Genomic DNA, 19,162 nt, shown 5'->3' on the forward strand with positions numbered 1-19,162 from the left:
CGGAGACATCATGACACGCACCATCGTCGCATCTGCAACCCGCGAACTCATCATCGGTTTTGACCAGCCCTTCTGCGTCATCGGCGAACGCATCAACCCGACAGGCCGCAAGAAGCTCGCAGCCGAAATGGTCTTGGGCAACTTCGATACCGTCATCCGGGACGCCCTGGAGCAGGTCGCCGCGGGTGCCACCATGCTCGATGTCAATGCGGGCGTTACCGCGGTCGATCCCAATGCGACCGAGCCTGCACTGCTGGTGCAGACGCTGCAGATCGTCCAGAGCCTTGTTGACGTGCCGCTGTCGATCGACAGTTCGGTCACCGCCGCCATCGAGGCTGCCCTCAAGGTTGCGAAAGGCCGGCCGCTGGTGAACTCCGTTACCGGCGAGGAAGAAAAGCTGGAGGCCATCCTGCCTCTCGTCAAGAAGTATGACGTGCCTGTCGTGGCGATCTCCAACGACGAGACGGGTATTTCGATGGACCCGGATGTGCGCTTTGCCGTCGCCAAGAAGATCGTGGAGCGGGCCATGGATCATGGCATCAAGCCCGAGGACGTCGTGGTCGATCCGCTGGTCATGCCGATCGGCGCCTTGGGCGATGCCGGGCGCCAGGTCTTCGCCCTGCTGCATCGTCTACGCCACGAACTCAAGGTCAACACGACCTGCGGCCTTTCCAACATCTCCTTCGGATTGCCGCACCGCCACGGCATCAATGCTGGCTTCATCCCAATGGTCATTGGCGCAGGCATGACCTCGGCGATCATGAACCCCTGCCGCCCGCAGGAAATGGAAGCCGTTCGCGCCGCCAACGTCCTGAACGGGACGGACCCTAACTGCGGCAACTGGATCATGACCTATCGCGACCACAAGCCGGCCGAACCTGGTACAGCTGCGTCCATCACACCACCCGCCGCCTCCAGCGGCCGCCGCGGCGGCCGAGCTGCCCGTGCCGGAGCCGGCGCAAGAACAGACTGATCGCATGCCATGACCGACCTGACCAAAGATCCTCTCGTCCTCTTCATGCCGTCCGGAAAGCGTGGCCGGTTTCCGGTGGGCACGCCCGTTCTCGATGCCGCCCGCCAGCTGGGTGTCTACGTGGAGAGCGTTTGCGGCGGGCGCGCCACCTGTGGCCGCTGTCAGGTGTCGGTACAGGAGGGTCGTTTCGCCAAGCATGGCATCACCTCGAATAACGATCACCTGTCGCCGGTCGGCCCGAAGGAGGAACGATACGACCGCGTCCGGGGCATCCCAGAAGGTCGCCGTCTCTCCTGCTCCGCCCTGGTGCAGGGCGATCTCGTTATCGACGTGCCGCAGGACACGGTGATCAATGCGCAGGTGATCCGAAAGGAATCGGACGGCCGCGTCATCGAGCGGAATCCGGCAGTCCACATGTGCTATGTCGAGGTCGAGGAACCGGACATGGAAAAGCCGCTCGGCGACCTCGACCGGCTGAAGGCCGCACTCGCCCAGGATTGGCACTACGACGAGCTCGACGTCGACTTCCATCTGGTCCCCAGGGTTCAGTCGATCCTCAGGAAGGGCGAATGGAAGGTTACGGCCGCGATCCACAGGGATCGGCAGGACGACCGCCCGCGCCTGATCGCCCTCTATCCGGACCTGAAGAACGAGGCCTATGGCATCGCCTGCGACATCGGCTCGACGACGATCGCCATGCATCTGTCCTCGCTGCTGTCGGGACGTACGGTCGCATCCGCGGGCGCGTCCAATCCGCAGATCCGCTTCGGCGAAGACCTGATGAGCCGTGTCTCCTACGTGATGATGAATCCCGACGGTCGGGAGGCGATGACCGCCGCTGTCCGCGAGGCCCTGAACGGCCTGATCGACAAGGTATGCGAGCAAGGCGGCGTCCGCCGTGAAGACATCCTCGACTCCGTCTTTGTCGGCAACCCGATCATGCATCACCTCTTTCTCGGCATTGATCCGACGGAACTCGGCGGCGCTCCCTTCGCGCTCGCAGTTTCCGGGGCAGTCGAGGTGAAATCCTCCGAAATCGGCCTGCCGATGAACGAGGGCACGCGAACCTACATGCTACCCTGTATCGCCGGCCATGTTGGCGCCGACGCTGCCGCCGCGACCTTGTCGGAGGGTCCGCATCGCCAGGACGAGATGATGCTGCTGGTCGATATAGGCACCAACGCGGAGATCGTGCTCGGAAATGCGGCGCGCGTGGTGGCGGCCTCCTCGCCGACCGGCCCGGCATTCGAGGGCGCCGAGATTTCCTCCGGCCAGCGCGCCGCGCCCGGCGCAATCGAGCGGGTCCGGATAGATCCCCTCACGCTCGAACCGCGCTTCCGCATAATCGGCGTAGAACAGTGGTCGGATGAGGCAGGCTTTGCGGACGCTGCCGCAGGGACCGGAGTGACCGGCATCTGCGGCTCCGCCATCATCGAAGTCATCGCAGAGATGTACCTCGCCGGCATCATATCCGAGGACGGCGTGGTCGATGGCACACTTGCCGAACGCACTCCACGTATCCTGCCGACGGGTCGGACATTTGCCTACCTTCTGCACGACGGCGAGCAACGCATCACCGTCACCCAGAACGACGTCAGGGCCATCCAGCTCGCCAAGGCGGCGCTCTATGCCGGCGTCAAACTGTTGATGGACAAGCAAGGTGTCGATCACGTCGACCGGATCGGTCTTGCCGGCGCCTTCGGCACCTTCATCGATCCCAAATACGCGATGGTCCTGGGACTGATCCCCGATTGCGACCTCGACAAGGTGAAGGCAGTCGGCAACGCCGCCGGAACCGGTGCGCGCATGTGCCTGCTGAACCGCGGCTACCGCCGCGAGATCGAGGAAACAGTCAGCAAGATAGAGAAGATAGAGACCGCTCTTGAAGCAAAGTTTCAGGAGCACTTCGTCTACGCCATGGCCCTGCCGAACAAGGTCGACAGCTTTCCCAACCTCGCGGGCGTCGTGACCCTGCCGGAACGCAAAGTCCTCGCGGACGGCGACGACGGCGGCGGTCGCCGGCGTCGTCGGGGGCGCGGTTAGGTCATTGTCCTGATCAGGCAGCGACCGCCCGCATCATCTGGCCATAGGACTCGCGGATGCTTTGCGCGACCGCCATTGCCGGAGCCGTCAGTTGCGGAGTGGTCAGCAGGCGAACGTCGAAACTGAAGAGTTCCGGCAGGCCCTCCTGCGGGCCAAGCACAACCATCTGATCCGTGAGGTATGACCTCGGGAATGGCGCGATTGCCAGATCCGACAGCACGGCGGCGCGCTGAGCCATCGTATGGGCGCTGGCATAGGCGATCCGGTAGGTGCGCTTGTGCTTCTCCAGCTGCGAGATCGCGTCCTGTCGCCAGACACACCCCTCTTCCCATACGGAAATCGGCAGCGGATCGCGCAGATGCGCATTGCCGCATTTCGCTCCGGCCCAAACCAGCTTTTCGGTGTGGATGACCTCACCGAAATTCGGGAAAGATCGGGGATGGCAATTGAACAGGGCGAGATCCAGCCGCTGTTCGTCAACCCGCTTGCGCAGGGCCGAACTCATGTCCACGGTCACATCGACCATGATGCCCGGGAATGCCTCGGCGAAACCTTTCAGAACGCGGGGCAGAAGACGCTCGGCAATATCGTCGGGAGCACCCAGTCGCACGACGCCCGCCAGTTCCGGCATCACGAAGCGAGACACCGCTTCGTTGGACAGCGCCAGCATTCGGCGCGCATAGGACAAAAGCATCTCGCCATGCTGCGTCAGCGTCACGGAGCGTGCATCGCGAAGGAAAAGCGTCGTCTTCAACTGCTCCTCCAGCTTCTTGATTTGCATGGAAACGGCGGAGGGCGTCCGAAGAACCGCCTCTGCCGCAGTGGAGAAATTGCCGGTCTCGGCAATCGCCACGAATGTCTTGAGTACGTCATTATCCAGCAGGGGCAGCGGTGAACGAAACGGAGTAGACATGGCAGCCTCGATCAAAAAATCTGAACTTAAGCACCATATCATTTCGTTTGATTGAACGTCAATGGGCGAGCAAGATCGCAGCATGAAAGGTAGCGACGCCCGGCGATACACCACAAAAGTTCATCGCTGGCATCACCTGCATCATATTGATTGATGGCGTCGCTGTGTCACCTTTCGAACAAAGGAGAGCTACCATGGCATCCACATCTCAGCGCACCCATAGCTCCGGCTGGCAATTGCAGAACCTGGCACGCCCCATCGTCCAGCTCACCTTACGCCTGCATGCCGAATGGCAGCACCGCCGCAACGAAAGGATGCTCGAGTCCCTTCCGTCGGAAATCAGGAAGGATATCGGCTGGCCGGTTCCTGACGATACCACAAGGTGCATGCAGTAACCGGATCAGATCGCCGCTCCTCCGGCCAAACGCGCCGGAGGGGGCGATGCTTCGCGAGTAACGCAGCTGGCGCGAACAGCCGTTCTTGCTTTTCAGCTGTCGTAAAAATACTTTTCAGCCGCGCCTTAACCCATCTTTTCCTTATCAAAATTTCATGTCAGTGTCGCAATTGAAGTATTCGCCAGTAACGGCGCTTCGGAGCGAGGCATGGACTTTATGAGCAAGCAGCTGCCGGTAAAGAGAACACTGGTATTTTTCCTCGTTCCCAATTTCACCCTTCTGCCGTTTACGGCGGCCGTCGAAACGTTGCGGATCGCCAACCGCATGCTGGGTTATGAGGCCTATGCCTGGCGCCTCTGTTCCACCGACGGCGAGAAGGTTCATTCCTCCGCCGGCATCGCGGTCGAAGTCAATTCTTCCGTCGCGGACGAGCGCAAGAACCTCGGCGGTGAAAATCGACCCAACATGGTCCTCGTCTGCTCAGGCATCGAGATCGAGCAATACCAGAACAAGACGGTCAACGCCTGGCTGCGGGAAACCTATAACCGCGGCATTGCAGTGGGCAGCCTGTGCACCGGCGCGCATGTACTGGCGCAAGCCGGACTGCTGAACGGAAAGCGCTGCGCGATCCACTGGGAAAACCTGCCCGGGTTCGCTGAGGCCTTTCCGCAGGTGGACGTCTACGCCGATCTCTACGAAGTCGACAGCAACCTCTATACCTGCGCCGGCGGCACCGCCTCCCTCGATATGATGCTGAACCTGATCGGGCAGGATTTCGGGGAGAACCTCGTCAATCGTGTCTGCGAGCAACAGCTGACCGATCGGGTCCGCAATCCGCACGACCGGCAGCGCTTGCCGTTGCGAGCGCGCCTCGGAATCCAGAACACCAAGGTCCTGTCCATTATCGAGTTCATGGAGAACAATCTCGCCGAACCCCTGTCGCTGGTGGAGATCGCCGACGAGGCCGACCTGTCCCGCCGGCAGATCGAGCGCCTGTTCCGTCAGGAAATGGGCCGATCCCCTGCCCGCTATTACCTTGAGATCCGGCTGGACCGGGCGCGGCACCTGCTGGTGCAATCGTCGATGCCGGTGGTCGAGGTCGCGGTTGCCTGTGGTTTCGTATCCGCGTCGCATTTCTCGAAGTGCTACCGCGAGGTCTACAATCGCTCGCCGCAGCAGGAGCGCGCCGAGCGTAAACTGACCATTGCAAGCGCGCGGGCGGTGATGGCCGCATAGAGCAGCATTGATCGGGCCGTCCGCATCAGTCGGCTCGCTGTTATGCCAGTTAGACCAGCGACGAACCTCGCGCCTGTCGATGCGGGCCACTGTCCCACCATCTCAGCACCCGCATGGCACGGAGCGTGACCCATCGAGAGGGCTTGCCCTGCCCTTCGTCAACCTCGAACCAAACCCGTCCGTTCAGGCTCCAGTCGAGGAGCCAGGTCCCGTCATCCAGGCGTCGGGAGAGCAGATGGTCGATGGCGTCGCCAAGGCGCGGGTCGCCAGGTGCCCCAGTCAGCATTGCCGAGGAACGGAAATAGTCGAGCGCGCGGAGAATGTCGTAGCGCCACCGGTTCGGGTTCAGGAAGGAAAGAAACCGCTCATCCGCCACCTTGCCGTCGGTGAGGCGGCGGAAAAGATCGCGCTCCAGAAGATATTCCTCGCCCGACCTGCGCGCCTCCCGGGATCGAGGCGTGCCCCCAGTGGCCTTCTCGTACGCCAGCAACCCTTCCAGCACGTTGAGCGTGGTTGCAAACGATGAGCGGACCGAACCGTTGATCCGCTCGCAGTTCCAGCCTCCGTCATCCAGGCGCTCCCCGAGCAGCCTTTCGACGATGGATGAAACGTCAATTCCGAAATAGGCGCCGTCCGCAACGGTCCGCCCGTTGATGCACTCCTCGACCTCGCCCTCCCAGTAAGGCTGCCCGCCCTCATCCCACCGGGAGTGCGCGCCGATCAATTCGACGGTTCGCCTGGCACGGCTCGACGAAGGGTCGAGGCCAAACTCCCGCAGTTGCGACAGCGTGAAACACGTGGCCGTCCAGGGCTGGCCATGCTCCTGCCACTCGCGAGGCTCGAAGCCAGCGGGCACGAACGCACCACCCGCCCATTGTCCATCCTCGTCCTGGTGGGAAAGAAGCCTGGCTCCCCAGCCTTCGGTCTCGATCTTGCTCCGCTCTACCGACCACTCGCTTTCCGGAGCGTCGAGCAGGTAACGCATCACCTGCCACCGGATCGATGGATCCGAGTCGAGAAGCCAGTCGACAACAGCATTCGCGTCAGTCATGCACAGGCCCGTGGGAAGGTCGGGACACGGTCGCTTATACCACACCCACAGCCCTTGGCACGATGACCGCGCCTCAACCTAGGCTGCGGCCGGCTTCAGTTTCGCCTGGCTCGATCGGATCTGAATGAGCGTGTCCAGGTTCTGGTTGACGCGGCAGTAGAATTCCTCGTCGATGAACGGCCGCAGCATGAAGTCATTGCCGCCGGCCTTCAGGAAACGCGCCGACAGAAGCCGATTCGAGGACGAGGAGACACCGATGATCCGCAGCTCGTGGGAGCCCCGGAAGGAACGAATGCGCCGCGTCAGCTCGAACCCGTCGATGTCAGGCATGTTGTAGTCGGTGACGACGAGGCCGATATCAGAGTTGCTCTTGAGGATTTCCAGTGCCTTCGCACCGCAGTCCGCGACACTGACCCTGAAATTGTAACGCTTGAGGCGGCTTGTAAGCAGCGCCCGCGCCGTCGGGCTGTCGTCGACGATCAGCACGTGATGCCGATGGTTCGTCAGGAAGCGGGCAACCGATTCCGCCAGCATGTCGACGGCGAAGACATTGTCCTTGATGATGTAATCTACGATGTCCTTGGACAGCAGCTGATCGCGCGTGCCTTCATGGAAGGTGCTGGTGAACACGATAGTCGGAATGCTCAGATCGACAAGGTATTCGAGAGCTTCGCCGTTCTCGGCTCCGGGCAGGTTGATGTTCGAAATGGCCAGCGTGACCGGCTCCGACGAGCGGTCATAGGCGATTTGCAACTCCTCGAAGTTGCGGCAGATTTCGACATCGATGCCGAACATCTCCTTCAGCCCCACGCCGATCATCGATGTGAATACGTTGGAATCCTCCGCAAGCAGAATGCGAGAATTTGCCAGAGATTGGCCGGAATACTGCATTCCGGATATGCCAAGAAAAGTCATTCCACCCTCAGTCTTGCTGTCCCTGGCGACACGACTAGCAGAAGGCATTTGCCGAAGCGTTAACTTATACCTATGCCATTGCTAAATAAGGGAAAGGCGGCAATGAATGCCGCCTTTGGGTAAACGCTTTACTTACCTCGTCTCACTAGCCGCGAAGTACAGCATTGTCAGGATCGAACGGACTTTCGGGAACGACTGTCGCGTCATACAGATCGCCGAGGATCTTGATCTTCAGCTTCGTGCCGGCAGCCGCGCATTCCGGCTTCACCATGGCGAGCGCCACGGATTTGCCGACGCGCCAGCCGTAACCGCCGCCTGTGGCGCGCCCCACAAGCTCCCCAGCCTGGCCGTAGATAGCTTCCGATCCACGCGCATCGACGTCGCTGTTGCCCTCGACCACCATGGTGACGAAGTTCCACTTCAGGCCGTTATCCTTGTAGGCGACAAGCGCGTCTCGGCCGATGAACGATTTCTCCGGCCGCAGGAAGCGATCGAGGCCGGACTCGTAGGCATTGTACTCGATCGACAGTTCGCGACCCATGTTGCGGTAGGACTTCTCGACCGCCATGGCGCTCATGGCACGGATACCGAAAGGCTTGATGCCGAATTCCGCACCGGCTTCCATCAGCTGATCGAAGATGTAGGCCTGCATCTCGATCGGGTGATGCAGCTCCCAGCCGAGCTCGCCAACGAAGTTGACGCGCAAGGCGTGGGCGGTGGCGACGCCAACGGAGATCTGCCTGGCAGTCAGCCAAGGGAAGTCCTTGTTGTCGAGGCTCGTGCGGGTGAGCTTCTTCAGCACGTCACGCGACTTCGGGCCGGCCAGCACCAGCACGCCGTATTTCTGCGTGATCGGCTGCAGCTGGACGGAGCCGTCGATGGGCGCCGCCAGGCGCATCAGGAGATCATGATCGTGGGCTTCGAGGCCGCCGGCCGACACCATGTAGAAGCGATCGGGCGCCCATTCGTAGATGGTGAACTCGGCGCGTACGCCTCCAGCCGGCGTCAGGATATGGGCAAGCGCCATGCGGCCACGCTTCTTCGGAATGGCATTGGCGAAGATGGCGTCCAGCCAGACGCGGGCGCCGGGACCCGAAACCTCCATCTTGGCGAACGGCGACATGTCGAGAACACCAACGTTCTCATGCACATTCTTCACTTCGTTGCCGACATGCTCGAAGTAGTTTGAGCGGCGGAACGACCATTTCTCGACAACTCGACCGTCGTCCAATGGCTGCGCATGGTTGTGGTTTGTGATGACATCGGCGCCGACGCCAAGCTGGTCCTTGGGCACCTCGTAGCCCTCTGGCGCGTACCAGTTGGCGCGCTCCCAGCCATAGACGGAACCGAAAACGCCACCGAGCTTTTTCAGGCGATCATAGATTGGCGTCGTTTTCAGCGGACGAGCAGCCGAACGCTCCTCGTCCGGATAGTGCATGGTGAAGACGTTGGCGTAGGCTTCCTCGTTCTTGGCAATGAGATAGCCTTCGGTGGCGTAAGGGCCGAAGCGACGCGGATCGACCCCCATCAGATCCACCGTCGGCTCGCCATCAACGATCCATTCGGCAAGCTGCCACCCGGCGCCGCCTGCGGCGGTGATGCCGAACGAATGGCCTTCGTTCAGCCAGAAATTCTTCAATCCCGGTGCCGGGCCGACGATCGGGTTGCCGTCCGGCGTATAGGCGATGGCGCCGTTATAGACTTTCTTGATGCCGACCTCGCCGAACGCCGGGACGCGGACGATCGCCGCCTCGATATGCGGCATGAGGCGATCGAGCTCCTCCTGGAAGAGTTCGTATTCGCTTTCCGCTGACGGCCCGTCGACATAACAGACCGGCGCGCCGACTTCATACGGCCCCAGGATCAGGCCACCAGCCTCCTCGCGCATGTACCAGGCACTGTCGGATTCACGCAGCACGCCCATTTCCGGCAGGCCCTGACGGCGCCGTTCCTGGATCGCCGGATGCGGCTCGGTCACGATGTACTGGTGCTCGACCGGGATGACCGGGATGTTGATACCGACCATCTCACCGGTTTTGCGGGCGAAGTTGCCGGTACAGGAGATGACGTGCTCGGCAGTGATCTCGCCCTTGTCGGTGGTCACCTTCCAGAGGCCGTCGGCCTGCTGCTCGATGCCGGTCACCGTCGTGTTGCGGTAGATGGTGGCGCCGTGGTCACGGGCGCCCTTTGCCAGTGCCTGCGTCAGGTCCGCCGGCTGGATGTAACCGTCATCCGGGTGCTGGATCGCGCCAAGCAGGCCGTCCGTCTCGCAGAGCGGCCAGACCTCCTTCACCTGCTCCGGTGTCAGGATATTGACCTTGACGCCGATCGTCTCGGCGATCCCTGCGTAATACAGGTACTCGTCCCAGCGATCCCTGGTGCGGGCGAGCCGGATGTTGGAAACCTTCGAGAAGCCGACATTCATGCCGGTCTCCTGCTGAAGTTCTTCATAGAAGCGAACGGAATACTTGTGGAGCTGTCCGACAGAGTAGGAGAGGTTGAAGAGCGGCAACAGCCCGGCGGCATGCCATGTCGACCCGGAGGTGAGTTCCTTGCGTTCGACAAGAACGGAATCGGCCCAGCCTTTCCTGGCCAGGTGATAGAGCGTCGAAACGCCCACCACACCACCGCCGATCACCACGGCACGCGCATGTGTCTTCATTGAACAGGACCCCTCTCAGATAGTCGGCACCGGAATATCGGTGCCGACTATGCAATTGAAGCCACGTCCGTCAAACGCCTGAATACGACATGAGGAAAGCTCGCCGCGACGGCTATCCCCAAGCTGTCAGGCACCGCCCTGCGCATCCTCGTCGTCGGGCAAGATCGGCTTGCCACGATGCAGCACGATCTCCTGCTGCGGGAACGGAATATCGATGCCCTCTTCCCGGAAACGATTGAGGATCGCGATCCTCAGGTCGTTGCGGATCTTCAGGCCGTCACCCATGTCGGCCAAGTGGAAGCGCAGCTCGAAGTTCAGCGACGACGGGCCGAAATTCAGGAATTCCACATGCGGCTCGGGATTGCGCAGCACGGCGGGAATCTGATCCACGAGTTCCAGAAGGATATTCATGACCTTCTGCGGATCGGCCCGATAGCTCACCGAAATCGGAACTTCCGACCGGCCGATCTTGTTGCGATGCGTCCAGTTGCCGACCGGTGAATTGATGAGATCGGAATTCGGAACGATGATCGACTGCTTGCGGAAGGTCTCGATTTCCGTCGCACGCACGGAGATGCGTTTGACTATGCCCTCCGTTGCACCACTCACGACATGGTCGCCAACTTTGAACGGCCGCTCCACGAGCAGGATGAGGCCCGACACGAAATTCGAAACGATGTTCTGGAGGCCGAAACCGATACCGACCGACAGTGCCGAGGCAACCAGCGCGAAGCTGGAGAGGTCGATGCCTGCTGCGGAAACGCCGACCAGCACGGCCAGTGCCATGCCGAGATAGCCGATCCCGGTCTTGACCGAGTTGCGGACGCCCATATCGACATGGCTGCGCGCCAGAACATGGCCATCGACCCATTTCTGGATCCAGCGGGTCGTCAGGTAACCCAGTCCAAACAGCAGGAATCCGCCCAGGATGCCGACGATCGAGATCGAAATGTTGCCGATCGTGATCTGGGTGAAGAAACGGTAGATCCACACCTCGATGTCGGTGATCTGGAAACCCCAGGTCAGCAGGATCAGCGGGATGCCAAGGAGAAGCGCGAAGCCGTAGATCGCAAGACCCGCGACGAGCCCCACCTGGTCGAGCGCAACCTCGCCCAGCCGGAACCGCCTCGCCACCCGCTCGCCCACCGACGTATGGCCGAATGCTCCCTGCTTGCCCACCGCCTTGCCGGACAGAATCCCGATATAGACGGTGACAAGCACGGCGCCCGTCAGGACAATCTGGGTGGCGACAAATCTGGCCAGCCCCACATAGCCCGCAAGGACGGCGAAGATCAGCAGCGCCCCCATGACGCGCATCAGCAATGCGAGCCACCGAGGCCATGGGCGGCCGGCCTCGTCCGGGTCACCCTCGCCCAGGATCGGGCGCATGAACGAAAGGCCGACCAGGACCGCCCCGATCAGCAGCGATGCGATGACGCTGTTGGCGACCGTCAATACGAGCGGCGCGTTGAGCGCCTCGCTGATCGTCCCAAGAAGGGAGTCCAATCCGTTCACGACTGCCATGGCTACGATGGCCGACGCCAGGAAATGAGCACCGCGATCCGTCAGGCGTACAAGCCGCCACTGGGGATGGTTGGGGGCAAGCACGGCATAGGTCAGCCGCCAGACGAAATAGACAAACCAGATGAAGCCAAAGAGCGCGCCGATAATCGGCGCAATGTCCCTCCGCAGAACATTGAAGCCGTCCAGGAAGAGGAATGACGCAATGAGGAAGGCAGCGAGTGAAAGCGTTCTCATGACTGTCGACCAGAAGGCGGCCGAGAGACGCTTGATGTATGGCGGCTCCTCGAGGGTCATATCCCGCTCGATCATCCTGCCGAACAGGCGGTACCCACCGGAGAGGAAGACCAGAGCCGCGCCGATCGAAAGGACGATCGCCCCGAGGAACTGGAATGTCTTGAACTTCCATACGAAGCTCAGCCAGCTCCCCAGCGTCCTGCCAAGATCGACCATTTCGCGCGCAAAAGCGGCGCCGGCGGCGGCGAACACGTCCAGCGTAAGCTCGGTGCGCTTGAAAAGGGTTTGCGTGAAGAGATCCCGACGAAGCGTGGAGATGGCGGTTACAGCCTGCGTTGCGCTGGTCACCAGGTTGGTAGAATCGTCGACAATGACCGTCAGTTCAGCGCGTTCCGTCGTCAGGCGATTGCGTTCCTCGGTAACATCCGCGACTTCCGGCGGCTGACCTGAGGCCGGTGGCTCACCCAGATCCGCAAGGCGCGCCTGTATCTGGGCAAGACGCGTTTCCTGCGTTGCTTTCACTGCGTGAAGCTCTGCAACCACTTCCTCGGCGTGAACCCGCAACTCCGCCAGCCTGAGATCGTCGACGGCCGTGCCTTCGAATGCCTGGCGCACGGTGCCGAGTTTCTGACGCACGCTCTCCAGCTTCGCCCGCATGTCCTGATTGATGGAGTCGGCCGTGACCTCCGCCGTCGCGGTCGCCTGCGCGTGGACGGGGCCGACCGTTGGGGGCACGATCAACAACAGCATCAGCAACACGACAAGGATGCTGCGGCAGCGTGAGCGGTGGGCGGCGTCGAAAAATCGGAACGGCATAAAATCGTAACTCATCAGCAAATGGGATTCGGCTGCGGATACGTTAGGATTCGGGCCGAAGAAAGGGAACCCCTGCCGATATCAGTCGCCGGAACCTTGGAACAAACTGGCGCGTTACCATGCGCAACCAAACTCAGGAGGGTAAAATCATGGAAGACGCAGGCATCGGCTGGATCGCAGCAATTATTATTGGTGGCATCGCAGGTTGGCTCGCCGAACAGTTCATGAAGAGCAACATGGGTGCCTTGATGAACATTCTGCTCGGCATCGTCGGCGCGATTGTCGCCAACGCGCTGCTTGGCCTCTTCGGCATAAACCTCGGCGGATGGATCGGCTACCTTATCGCCGGCTTCATTGGTGCCTGCATCCTGATCGCGCTTGGCCGAATGATACGACGCTAGGCCGCGACACCTGAACGTCAGAAACCGGCGCCGGGCTTCGATAGATACTCGAGCTCGGCGCCTGTCGATTCGCGGCCGAGGAAAGCGTTGCGATGCGGAAACCGCCCGAACTCGCGAATGACGGCGAGATGCCTCTCCGCATAGTCCAGATAGTCGGCATCACCCAATGCCTTGAAGAGCTCCACGGAGCGCTCCTGGTCCGCAAGCGATTCGGAATGCTCGAACGGCAGGTAGAAGAATCCCCGCTGCTCGGCAGAAACCGCCTGATCGGCACCGGCATCAATTGCGAGCCGCGCTTCCCGCAAAGCCATCCAATCCGCCGCAAACGCCAGCGGCGAGCCACGGTAGATGTTCCTGGAGAGCTGGTCGAGAACGATGATCGCGGCGAGCCGCTGCTCCGGCGTTTCCCGCCACGTCGTCACCTCGCCGCGGGACAGGGCCAGATGGGTGGGTCCGAACCGTTCGCGACTAGCCACATCCAATTCCGGAGAGACCGCAAACCACTGCTGTCTCGAAAGTTCCCCTAACCAGAAGTGCAGAACTTCTTTTGCTTTTTCCGCGCTCATCGAAACCCTCTAAATTAGCCGCAATAAATTGTGGTCCTGGTCGAGCAGGCGACAAAGCGCCTCCACGACCATATTGTGATCTTCCCTCTGCGGCAGCCCTGAGACCGTAACCGCACCGATGCAACCGGTGCCCTTCACGAAAATCGGAAAACTGCCGCCATGGGTCGCATAGTCGGCAGAATCCAGGCCGAACTTCGCTTCGATCGAAGTCTGCTGCTGCGCGAGGACAAGCCCGAGTGCGTAGCTCGACCGGAAGAACCGCATGGCGACCGCACGCTTCCGCCTTATCCAGGAGGTATTGTCGGCCGTCGTGCCCGGCAGGGCGCAATAGAATGCCGGCATGGCGTGCAGTTGAACGTCGATGGCGACGGCCAGTCCTCGTTCCACAGCCATATCTCGAAGCAGAGACCCGAGCGTCCAGGCAGTCGCCGCATCGAACTTGTCGAAACGGAGCCTCTCCTCCTGGTCGGCAATCCGGGCAAGGTCGTCTTCGATCTTCATTTCAAATCCTCATCTCACGCGCGGCGCATTCATGCCCAATCGGCTGGGGAAGTAAAGCGCGGGAGTTCCACCTTCTCGATCACGCCGTCTCGACAAGCGAGTGGATGGCCGACAGCAGCATGTCGTGCTGGTACGGTTTGGGCAGGAAAACCGTATTGGCGGGCAGCAGCATCGGATCGAGGCGAACGACCCCGGAAGTGATGATGATACCGGTGTGCGGCCGGATCGCCCTCACGCGTCGCGCCAACTGGATGCCGTCCATCGATCCCGCCATGTTCACGTCGGTAAAGATCACATCGACATCAGTCCGGCTGCGGAGAAGCACCATGGCTTCGTCCGCGTTCGCCGCTTCCAGAACCACATGTCCAACCTCCTCCAAAGCGTCGAGTGTCGTGAAGCGGATCATGGGCTCATCTTCCACTATGAGAACGACGGCCTTCGGAACGGGCATGCAACAACTCCTAGTCCAGTCGGCGGGCACACCGAAAACAATGATACCCGTCGCGTTCGCCGCTGCAGAAGCAGGCGAACCACATGGCGGCCATATAGGCACCAACGGGAACTTCGCCACCCTTCAGATACTGCCGCCGGGCTTCGAAACCGCACGAACCGCTTTTCGAGGCAATTTTTGCTTGCCATACCGGTCGAAATGTCCTTCTACCTCGCTATCTCACCGTTCCGTAGACCACCCCTCGAAGGTAAATCCGCATCATGGAAATTTTCACGGCGGCCGGCATGGCGGCGCTTCTACAGGTTATCGCCATCGACCTCGTGCTTGCCGGAGACAATGCGATCGTGATCGGCCTTGCAGCCGCCGGCCTGCCGGCGGAGCAGCGAAAGAAGGCCATCCTCGTCGGCATCATCGCCGCCACGGTCCTGCGCATCGGCTTTGCAACAATCACCGCCTATCTCCTCGGCATCGTCGGCCTCCTGCTGGTCGGCGGCCTGCTACTGGCCTGGGTGTGCTGGAAGATGTGGACGGAACTGCGCTCCGCGGAAGTCACAGCCCACGAAGCTCCGACGGCGGAGCAGGCCGGGGAAATGAACGTCAAGCAGAAGACGTTCGCACAGGCAGCCATGCAGATCGTGGTCGCGGACGTGTCGATGTCGCTCGACAACGTTCTGGCGGTTGCCGGTGCGGCGCAGGAGCACACGAGCGTGCTCATCATCGGCCTGGTCCTGTCCATTGCGCTTATGGGGCTGGCGGCCAATCTGGTTGCCTCGCTTCTTCATCGCCATCGCTGGATCGCCTATGTCGGTCTGGCCGTCATCGTCTATGTCACGGCCACGATGCTCTACGAAGGCGGCGCGGAAGTTCTTCCCTACATTCGGGCTTGGTTGGGCTAGCGGTCGCAAGCCCGTTTTGGGACAATCGGGAAAGCTTGCTTCACCAAGTCCTTGCAAATTCCCGTCTCGGATGTTGAACATGGGGAGAAAGCCACGTTAGGTCCCCGTCAGCCGGTGAGCGCCGGTCAGGGGCTCGCGGACCCACTGCTCGCAAGAGACGGTGAGCCCCGCACCACCCCATGAGGCCGCCATGACCGATCACCCGCATGACCAACCGACCGGACCAAGGGACTGGCGCGACGACGGGGTCAAAGTCATCCCCGGCACATCGCTTGATCCGAATACTGCCCAGACTCCCGGAATGAGCCGCGCAGCGGCGATCAACAATGCCCGCGCAGGTGCCGAGAAAATATGGGCGGGGACGGTGACGATCCACGCAAACGCCAAGACAGGCGCCCACCACCATGGGGATCTCGAGAGCATCATCTACGTGGTGAAGGGCAAGGCCAGAATGCGCTGGGGCAACAATCTCGAATATGTGGCCGAGGCGGGACCAGGCGACTTCATCTTCGTGCCGCCCTATGTTCCACACCAGGAAATCAATGCCTGCCGGGATGAGACGCTCGAATGCGTCCTCGTTCGCTCAGGCCAGGAGCCCGTTGTGGTCAACCTCGACATCGAACCGGTCGAAAAGCCGGAAGAGGTGCTCTGGAAGGATCCCATCCACCGCTAAGCTTTCCGGACGTCACCGACCGGCCCGTGCTCGGGGGCGCCTCATGCGCCTTCCTTGCTGGCCCCTGGACCGGTCGTGACCCGATCCAGCATCTCATCGCCGCCTGCCTGATCGGCCTCGGCATCGCTCTCTGGCTGGCAACGGTGACGTTCATGAAGCGGACCGGAGAACGCCCGGCCTGACTTCAGGGCCGAGGCCGGAGCGACAACCGGCCGTCCATAGCTGTTCCGACCGCCACCTGACGGTAATCTGCAAGTGTCGGATGCCGGGTCTCCAGCACCTGATGATGGGTAGCGGTAATGACCATGACGTCGGCGCCTGCGGCCTCTCCCGCGGTCACCCCGGCGAGCACATCCTCGAATACCAGAACATCGGAAGGATCGACGCCGAGACGCTCGGCACCCAGCAGGTAGCATTGCGGGTCCGGCTTGCCGACAAGGACATCCTCAGCGGTCACCATGATTCGTGGCTGCGGAATGCCGGCCGCCGCCAGGCGGACCCGCGCCAGATCGATAGGCGCGGATGTCACGATCGCCCAGCGCTCCGCTGCCAGCGAAGCCAGGAACTCCCGCGCGCCGGCGATCGGAACGACGCCTTCCACGTCCTCGATCTCGCCGCGGAGGATTTCGGCCGCCTCGGCGACCGGATCGATGCCCGGCAGGTTCAGACCGTTGATCGTATCGATGCCTCTCTTGCCATGCATCGTCGGCAGGAATGTCGCGAGGTCCAGGCCCTGACGCGTTGCCCAACGGCCCCAGACCCTCTCTGTGGAGGCAAGCGAATTGATGATCGTGCCGTCCATGTCGAACAGGAAGGCTGCATAGGTCTTGTCGCGATCTGACGGAAAGATGGAGTGCAAGGGGATATCCAGGCGTAGGAGGTTAAAAGAAGCGCCCCTTCCGATTACCGCCGCTGCCGCGACGAGACAAGCTTGCCGCCCGCTCAAGGCAGGCTAGAGGGTAAAATTCCGGCAACACAGCGATAGCAAGCAACAAAGGTGACTTTAATGCTCATCTTTTTTTGTGGACGACTGGCTGCAAGCGTGGCATTGCTCGATCGAATTTCGAAGCCTCAGGTTGAGCCATGGCCCTCGCACTCAGATTGTCCTCGGAAACCGTCATCGACCATCACGCCGCTGTGGCTTTGGTCGAAAAGATGCACGAAGACCATTCCGCATCGGGGCCGGACAGTGTCTCCGCCGGCAGCTGGGACTTCCCGCTCCACTACGGCTCGGTCTCGGCCAAGCTTCAGGGCAGCCGCATCCATCTTCGCGTCTTTGCGGACGATGACACCAACCTCTCCTATGTGAAGATGGAAGTCGCGGCGCATGCCTCCGAAATTCTCGGCAGCACCAGTGGCATCTGCTGGAGCGGCCAGGACAACATGCCTTCCCTGCCGGTCTTCTTTCGGCAGATCGCCGTGGTGTCGTCGCACCGCATATCGCCGCACATGCAGCGGATCCGCTTCCAAGCGGACAACCTCGATCGTTACGCAAGCGGCGGAATCCACATTCGCCTGCTGATCCCGTCGGCCGGCAGAAAGCCGGTCTGGCCAGCCATAGGTCCAGACGGTCTCATTGTCTGGCCGACCGGGGATGATGCGTTGACCGTGCGGATCTACACCATCCGCAGCATCGACGTCGCCGCTGGCACCCTCGACGTGGATTTCGTGCTGCATCCGGGTGTGGACACGCCGGCCGCAAATTTCGCTCAGTCGGCTGTCCGCGGACAGGTCATCGGCATGTTGGGTCCAGGCGGCGGTGACGCTCCCGACTGCGGTAATCTTCTTCTGCTCGGAGACGACACGGCCATTCCGGCAATTTCCCGCATCATCGAGAACATGCCGACGACAACCAGCGCCAGGGTCTTTCTGGAAGTGGACACGCAAGCCGATATTCTTCCGCTGGCCGCGCCGAACGCCTCCATCACCTGGTGCTTCCGCAACGGACGCCCCGCCGGCACAGCAGGTCTCCTGACAGAGGCGCTGAAGGGCATCGACGGGACCACCCTGCCCTCCGATCTTTTCGTATGGGCCGGATGCGAATTCACCGACTTCCGCGAGATCCGCAAGATCGTCCGCAAGGATTGGTGCCTGCCCAAGGACCGCCAGCTCATCGTCGCCTATTGGCGCCGGGGAGTGAACGGGGGCGACCGAACCAGCAGCGACGACTGAACAGCCCGGCAGATAGAAGTCGCACGAGGGCAGTTAGCGCCCTTCCGTTGTTCGGCACGCCGACAAAGCGGCGCGCAATTTATGCCACCTCCTTTTGCGGAATGTCTCTTCGAGCTATTCTGAATGCTTTGGTGGAGATTTTGCAGCATGGCGAAGCTCGTCTTTGGAATGAACCAGTCCCTGGACGGCTACGTCGACCACCAGGAATTTGCACCAGGTCCCGCGCTCTTTCGTCACTGGATAGAGCATGTGCGCGACCTGGCCGGTAGTGTCTACGGTCGCCGGATCTATGAGATCATGCGTTATTGGGACGAGGAGCGTCCTGAGTGGAATGCGGAGCAACAAGAATTCGCGGCGGCGTGGCGGCGCCAGCCGAAGTGGGTCGTGTCGCGCTCGCTGAAGTCAGTCGGCCCCAACGCCACACTTGTCGAGGATGACGTCGAGGCGGTGGTACGCGGGCTGAAGGCTGATCTCGTCGGGGAGATTGCAGTCTCCGGACCAGACTTGGCACGAAGCCTGACCGACCTTGGTCTTATCGATGAGTATAGGCTCTACCTTCACCCCGTCGTGCTTGGTCGCGGCAAGCCATTCTTCACCGGCCCGCGGCCAAGACTCCGCCTTGTCTCCACCGATCACGTTGGCGAGGACGTGATCCGGTTGACGTACGTTCCTGCTTGATCGCGCGCCTCACCAGACGGAGGTGATGCCAGCGCGGATCCTGAAGATCCGCACGCGGCAAA

19 protein-coding genes are annotated in these 19,162 nt (G+C 61.4%); 10 read left to right on the forward strand and 9 right to left on the reverse strand.

Annotated features, from left to right (window positions below; translation table 11 throughout):
- Positions 1–10: 10 nt before the first annotated feature.
- A complete protein-coding gene (locus LH464_RS00800; protein WP_226784444.1) occupies positions 11–973 on the forward strand; it encodes a methyltetrahydrofolate cobalamin methyltransferase in 963 nt (320 codons plus the stop codon).
- Between the two features lie 9 nt (positions 974–982).
- The gene (locus tag LH464_RS00805; protein ID WP_226784445.1) at positions 983–3,016 is read left to right on the forward strand and encodes an ASKHA domain-containing protein; all 2,034 of its coding nucleotides are present in this window, start codon (positions 983–985) and stop codon (positions 3,014–3,016) included.
- Between the two features lie 13 nt (positions 3,017–3,029).
- On the opposite strand, the gene LH464_RS00810 is transcribed toward LH464_RS00805, so the two are convergent.
- Positions 3,030–3,971 (reverse strand): LysR family transcriptional regulator, encoded by a 942-nt coding sequence (locus LH464_RS00810; protein WP_226784446.1) that lies wholly within the window; start codon positions 3,969–3,971, stop codon positions 3,030–3,032.
- Between the two features lie 152 nt (positions 3,972–4,123).
- Between LH464_RS00810 and LH464_RS00815 the strand changes: the two genes are divergently transcribed.
- Both LH464_RS00815 and LH464_RS00820 read left to right on the forward strand, forming a co-directional pair.
- On the forward strand, positions 4,124–4,324 hold the full coding sequence (locus LH464_RS00815) for a hypothetical protein (protein WP_226784447.1): 201 nt from the start codon (positions 4,124–4,126) through the stop codon (positions 4,322–4,324).
- 216 nt (positions 4,325–4,540) lie between these two features.
- Positions 4,541–5,560, forward strand: coding sequence for a GlxA family transcriptional regulator (locus tag LH464_RS00820; RefSeq protein ID WP_390624896.1), 1,020 nt, complete (start codon positions 4,541–4,543; stop codon positions 5,558–5,560).
- Positions 5,561–5,609: 49 nt separating this feature from the next.
- Here the strand turns inward: LH464_RS00820 and LH464_RS00825 are convergent, their stop codons facing one another.
- From LH464_RS00825 to LH464_RS00840, 4 genes are all read right to left on the reverse strand, one after another.
- Positions 5,610–6,611: a squalene cyclase gene (locus tag LH464_RS00825; RefSeq protein WP_226784449.1), complete on the reverse strand. Its 1,002-nt coding sequence runs from the start codon at positions 6,609–6,611 to the stop codon at positions 5,610–5,612.
- Positions 6,612–6,689: 78 nt separating this feature from the next.
- Positions 6,690–7,526 carry a response regulator gene (locus tag LH464_RS00830; protein WP_226784450.1) on the reverse strand — a complete coding sequence of 279 codons (837 nt, stop codon included), beginning with the start codon at positions 7,524–7,526 and terminating at the stop codon, positions 6,690–6,692.
- 145 nt (positions 7,527–7,671) lie between these two features.
- Positions 7,672–10,188 carry a GcvT family protein gene (locus tag LH464_RS00835; RefSeq protein WP_226784451.1) on the reverse strand — a complete coding sequence of 839 codons (2,517 nt, stop codon included), beginning with the start codon at positions 10,186–10,188 and terminating at the stop codon, positions 7,672–7,674.
- Between the two features lie 126 nt (positions 10,189–10,314).
- Positions 10,315–12,777, reverse strand: coding sequence for a mechanosensitive ion channel family protein (locus LH464_RS00840; RefSeq protein ID WP_226784452.1), 2,463 nt, complete (start codon positions 12,775–12,777; stop codon positions 10,315–10,317).
- A 134-nt stretch (positions 12,778–12,911) separates the two neighbouring features.
- Here LH464_RS00840 and LH464_RS00845 point away from each other — a divergent pair, with 134 nt between their 5' ends.
- A complete protein-coding gene (locus LH464_RS00845; RefSeq protein WP_226784453.1) occupies positions 12,912–13,163 on the forward strand; it encodes a GlsB/YeaQ/YmgE family stress response membrane protein in 252 nt (83 codons plus the stop codon).
- 17 nt (positions 13,164–13,180) lie between these two features.
- Here the strand turns inward: LH464_RS00845 and LH464_RS00850 are convergent, their stop codons facing one another.
- From LH464_RS00850 to LH464_RS00860, 3 genes are all read right to left on the reverse strand, one after another.
- Positions 13,181–13,729, reverse strand: coding sequence for a DUF924 family protein (locus LH464_RS00850; RefSeq protein ID WP_226784454.1), 549 nt, complete (start codon positions 13,727–13,729; stop codon positions 13,181–13,183).
- Between the two features lie 9 nt (positions 13,730–13,738).
- A complete protein-coding gene (locus LH464_RS00855; protein WP_226784455.1) occupies positions 13,739–14,230 on the reverse strand; it encodes a heme-degrading domain-containing protein in 492 nt (163 codons plus the stop codon).
- A gap of 79 nt (positions 14,231–14,309) precedes the next feature.
- A complete protein-coding gene (locus LH464_RS00860) occupies positions 14,310–14,681 on the reverse strand; it encodes a response regulator (protein ID WP_226784456.1) in 372 nt (123 codons plus the stop codon).
- Between the two features lie 260 nt (positions 14,682–14,941).
- Here LH464_RS00860 and LH464_RS00865 point away from each other — a divergent pair, with 260 nt between their 5' ends.
- The 3 genes from LH464_RS00865 (at position 14,942) to LH464_RS00875 (ending at position 16,432) form a co-directional block, all read left to right on the forward strand.
- Positions 14,942–15,577 (forward strand): TerC family protein, encoded by a 636-nt coding sequence (locus LH464_RS00865; protein ID WP_226784457.1) that lies wholly within the window; start codon positions 14,942–14,944, stop codon positions 15,575–15,577.
- A 190-nt stretch (positions 15,578–15,767) separates the two neighbouring features.
- Entirely contained in the window at positions 15,768–16,250 is a 483-nt protein-coding gene (locus LH464_RS00870) for a cupin domain-containing protein (protein ID WP_226784458.1), read from the forward strand.
- Positions 16,251–16,276: 26 nt separating this feature from the next.
- The gene (locus tag LH464_RS00875; RefSeq protein ID WP_226784459.1) at positions 16,277–16,432 is read left to right on the forward strand and encodes a hypothetical protein; all 156 of its coding nucleotides are present in this window, start codon (positions 16,277–16,279) and stop codon (positions 16,430–16,432) included.
- 2 nt (positions 16,433–16,434) lie between these two features.
- On the opposite strand, the gene LH464_RS00880 is transcribed toward LH464_RS00875, so the two are convergent.
- The gene (locus tag LH464_RS00880; RefSeq protein WP_390624892.1) at positions 16,435–17,109 is read right to left on the reverse strand and encodes an HAD-IA family hydrolase; all 675 of its coding nucleotides are present in this window, start codon (positions 17,107–17,109) and stop codon (positions 16,435–16,437) included.
- 224 nt (positions 17,110–17,333) lie between these two features.
- Here LH464_RS00880 and LH464_RS00885 point away from each other — a divergent pair, with 224 nt between their 5' ends.
- Both LH464_RS00885 and LH464_RS00890 read left to right on the forward strand, forming a co-directional pair.
- Positions 17,334–18,422 carry a siderophore-interacting protein gene (locus tag LH464_RS00885; protein ID WP_226784460.1) on the forward strand — a complete coding sequence of 363 codons (1,089 nt, stop codon included), beginning with the start codon at positions 17,334–17,336 and terminating at the stop codon, positions 18,420–18,422.
- 147 nt (positions 18,423–18,569) lie between these two features.
- Positions 18,570–19,100, forward strand: coding sequence for a dihydrofolate reductase family protein (locus tag LH464_RS00890; RefSeq protein ID WP_226784461.1), 531 nt, complete (start codon positions 18,570–18,572; stop codon positions 19,098–19,100).
- Positions 19,101–19,162: the final 62 nt, after the last annotated feature.

It is taken from the genome of Pseudorhizobium xiangyangii (genome assembly GCF_020531965.1).
Lineage (GTDB): Bacteria > Pseudomonadota > Alphaproteobacteria > Rhizobiales > Rhizobiaceae > Neorhizobium > Neorhizobium xiangyangii.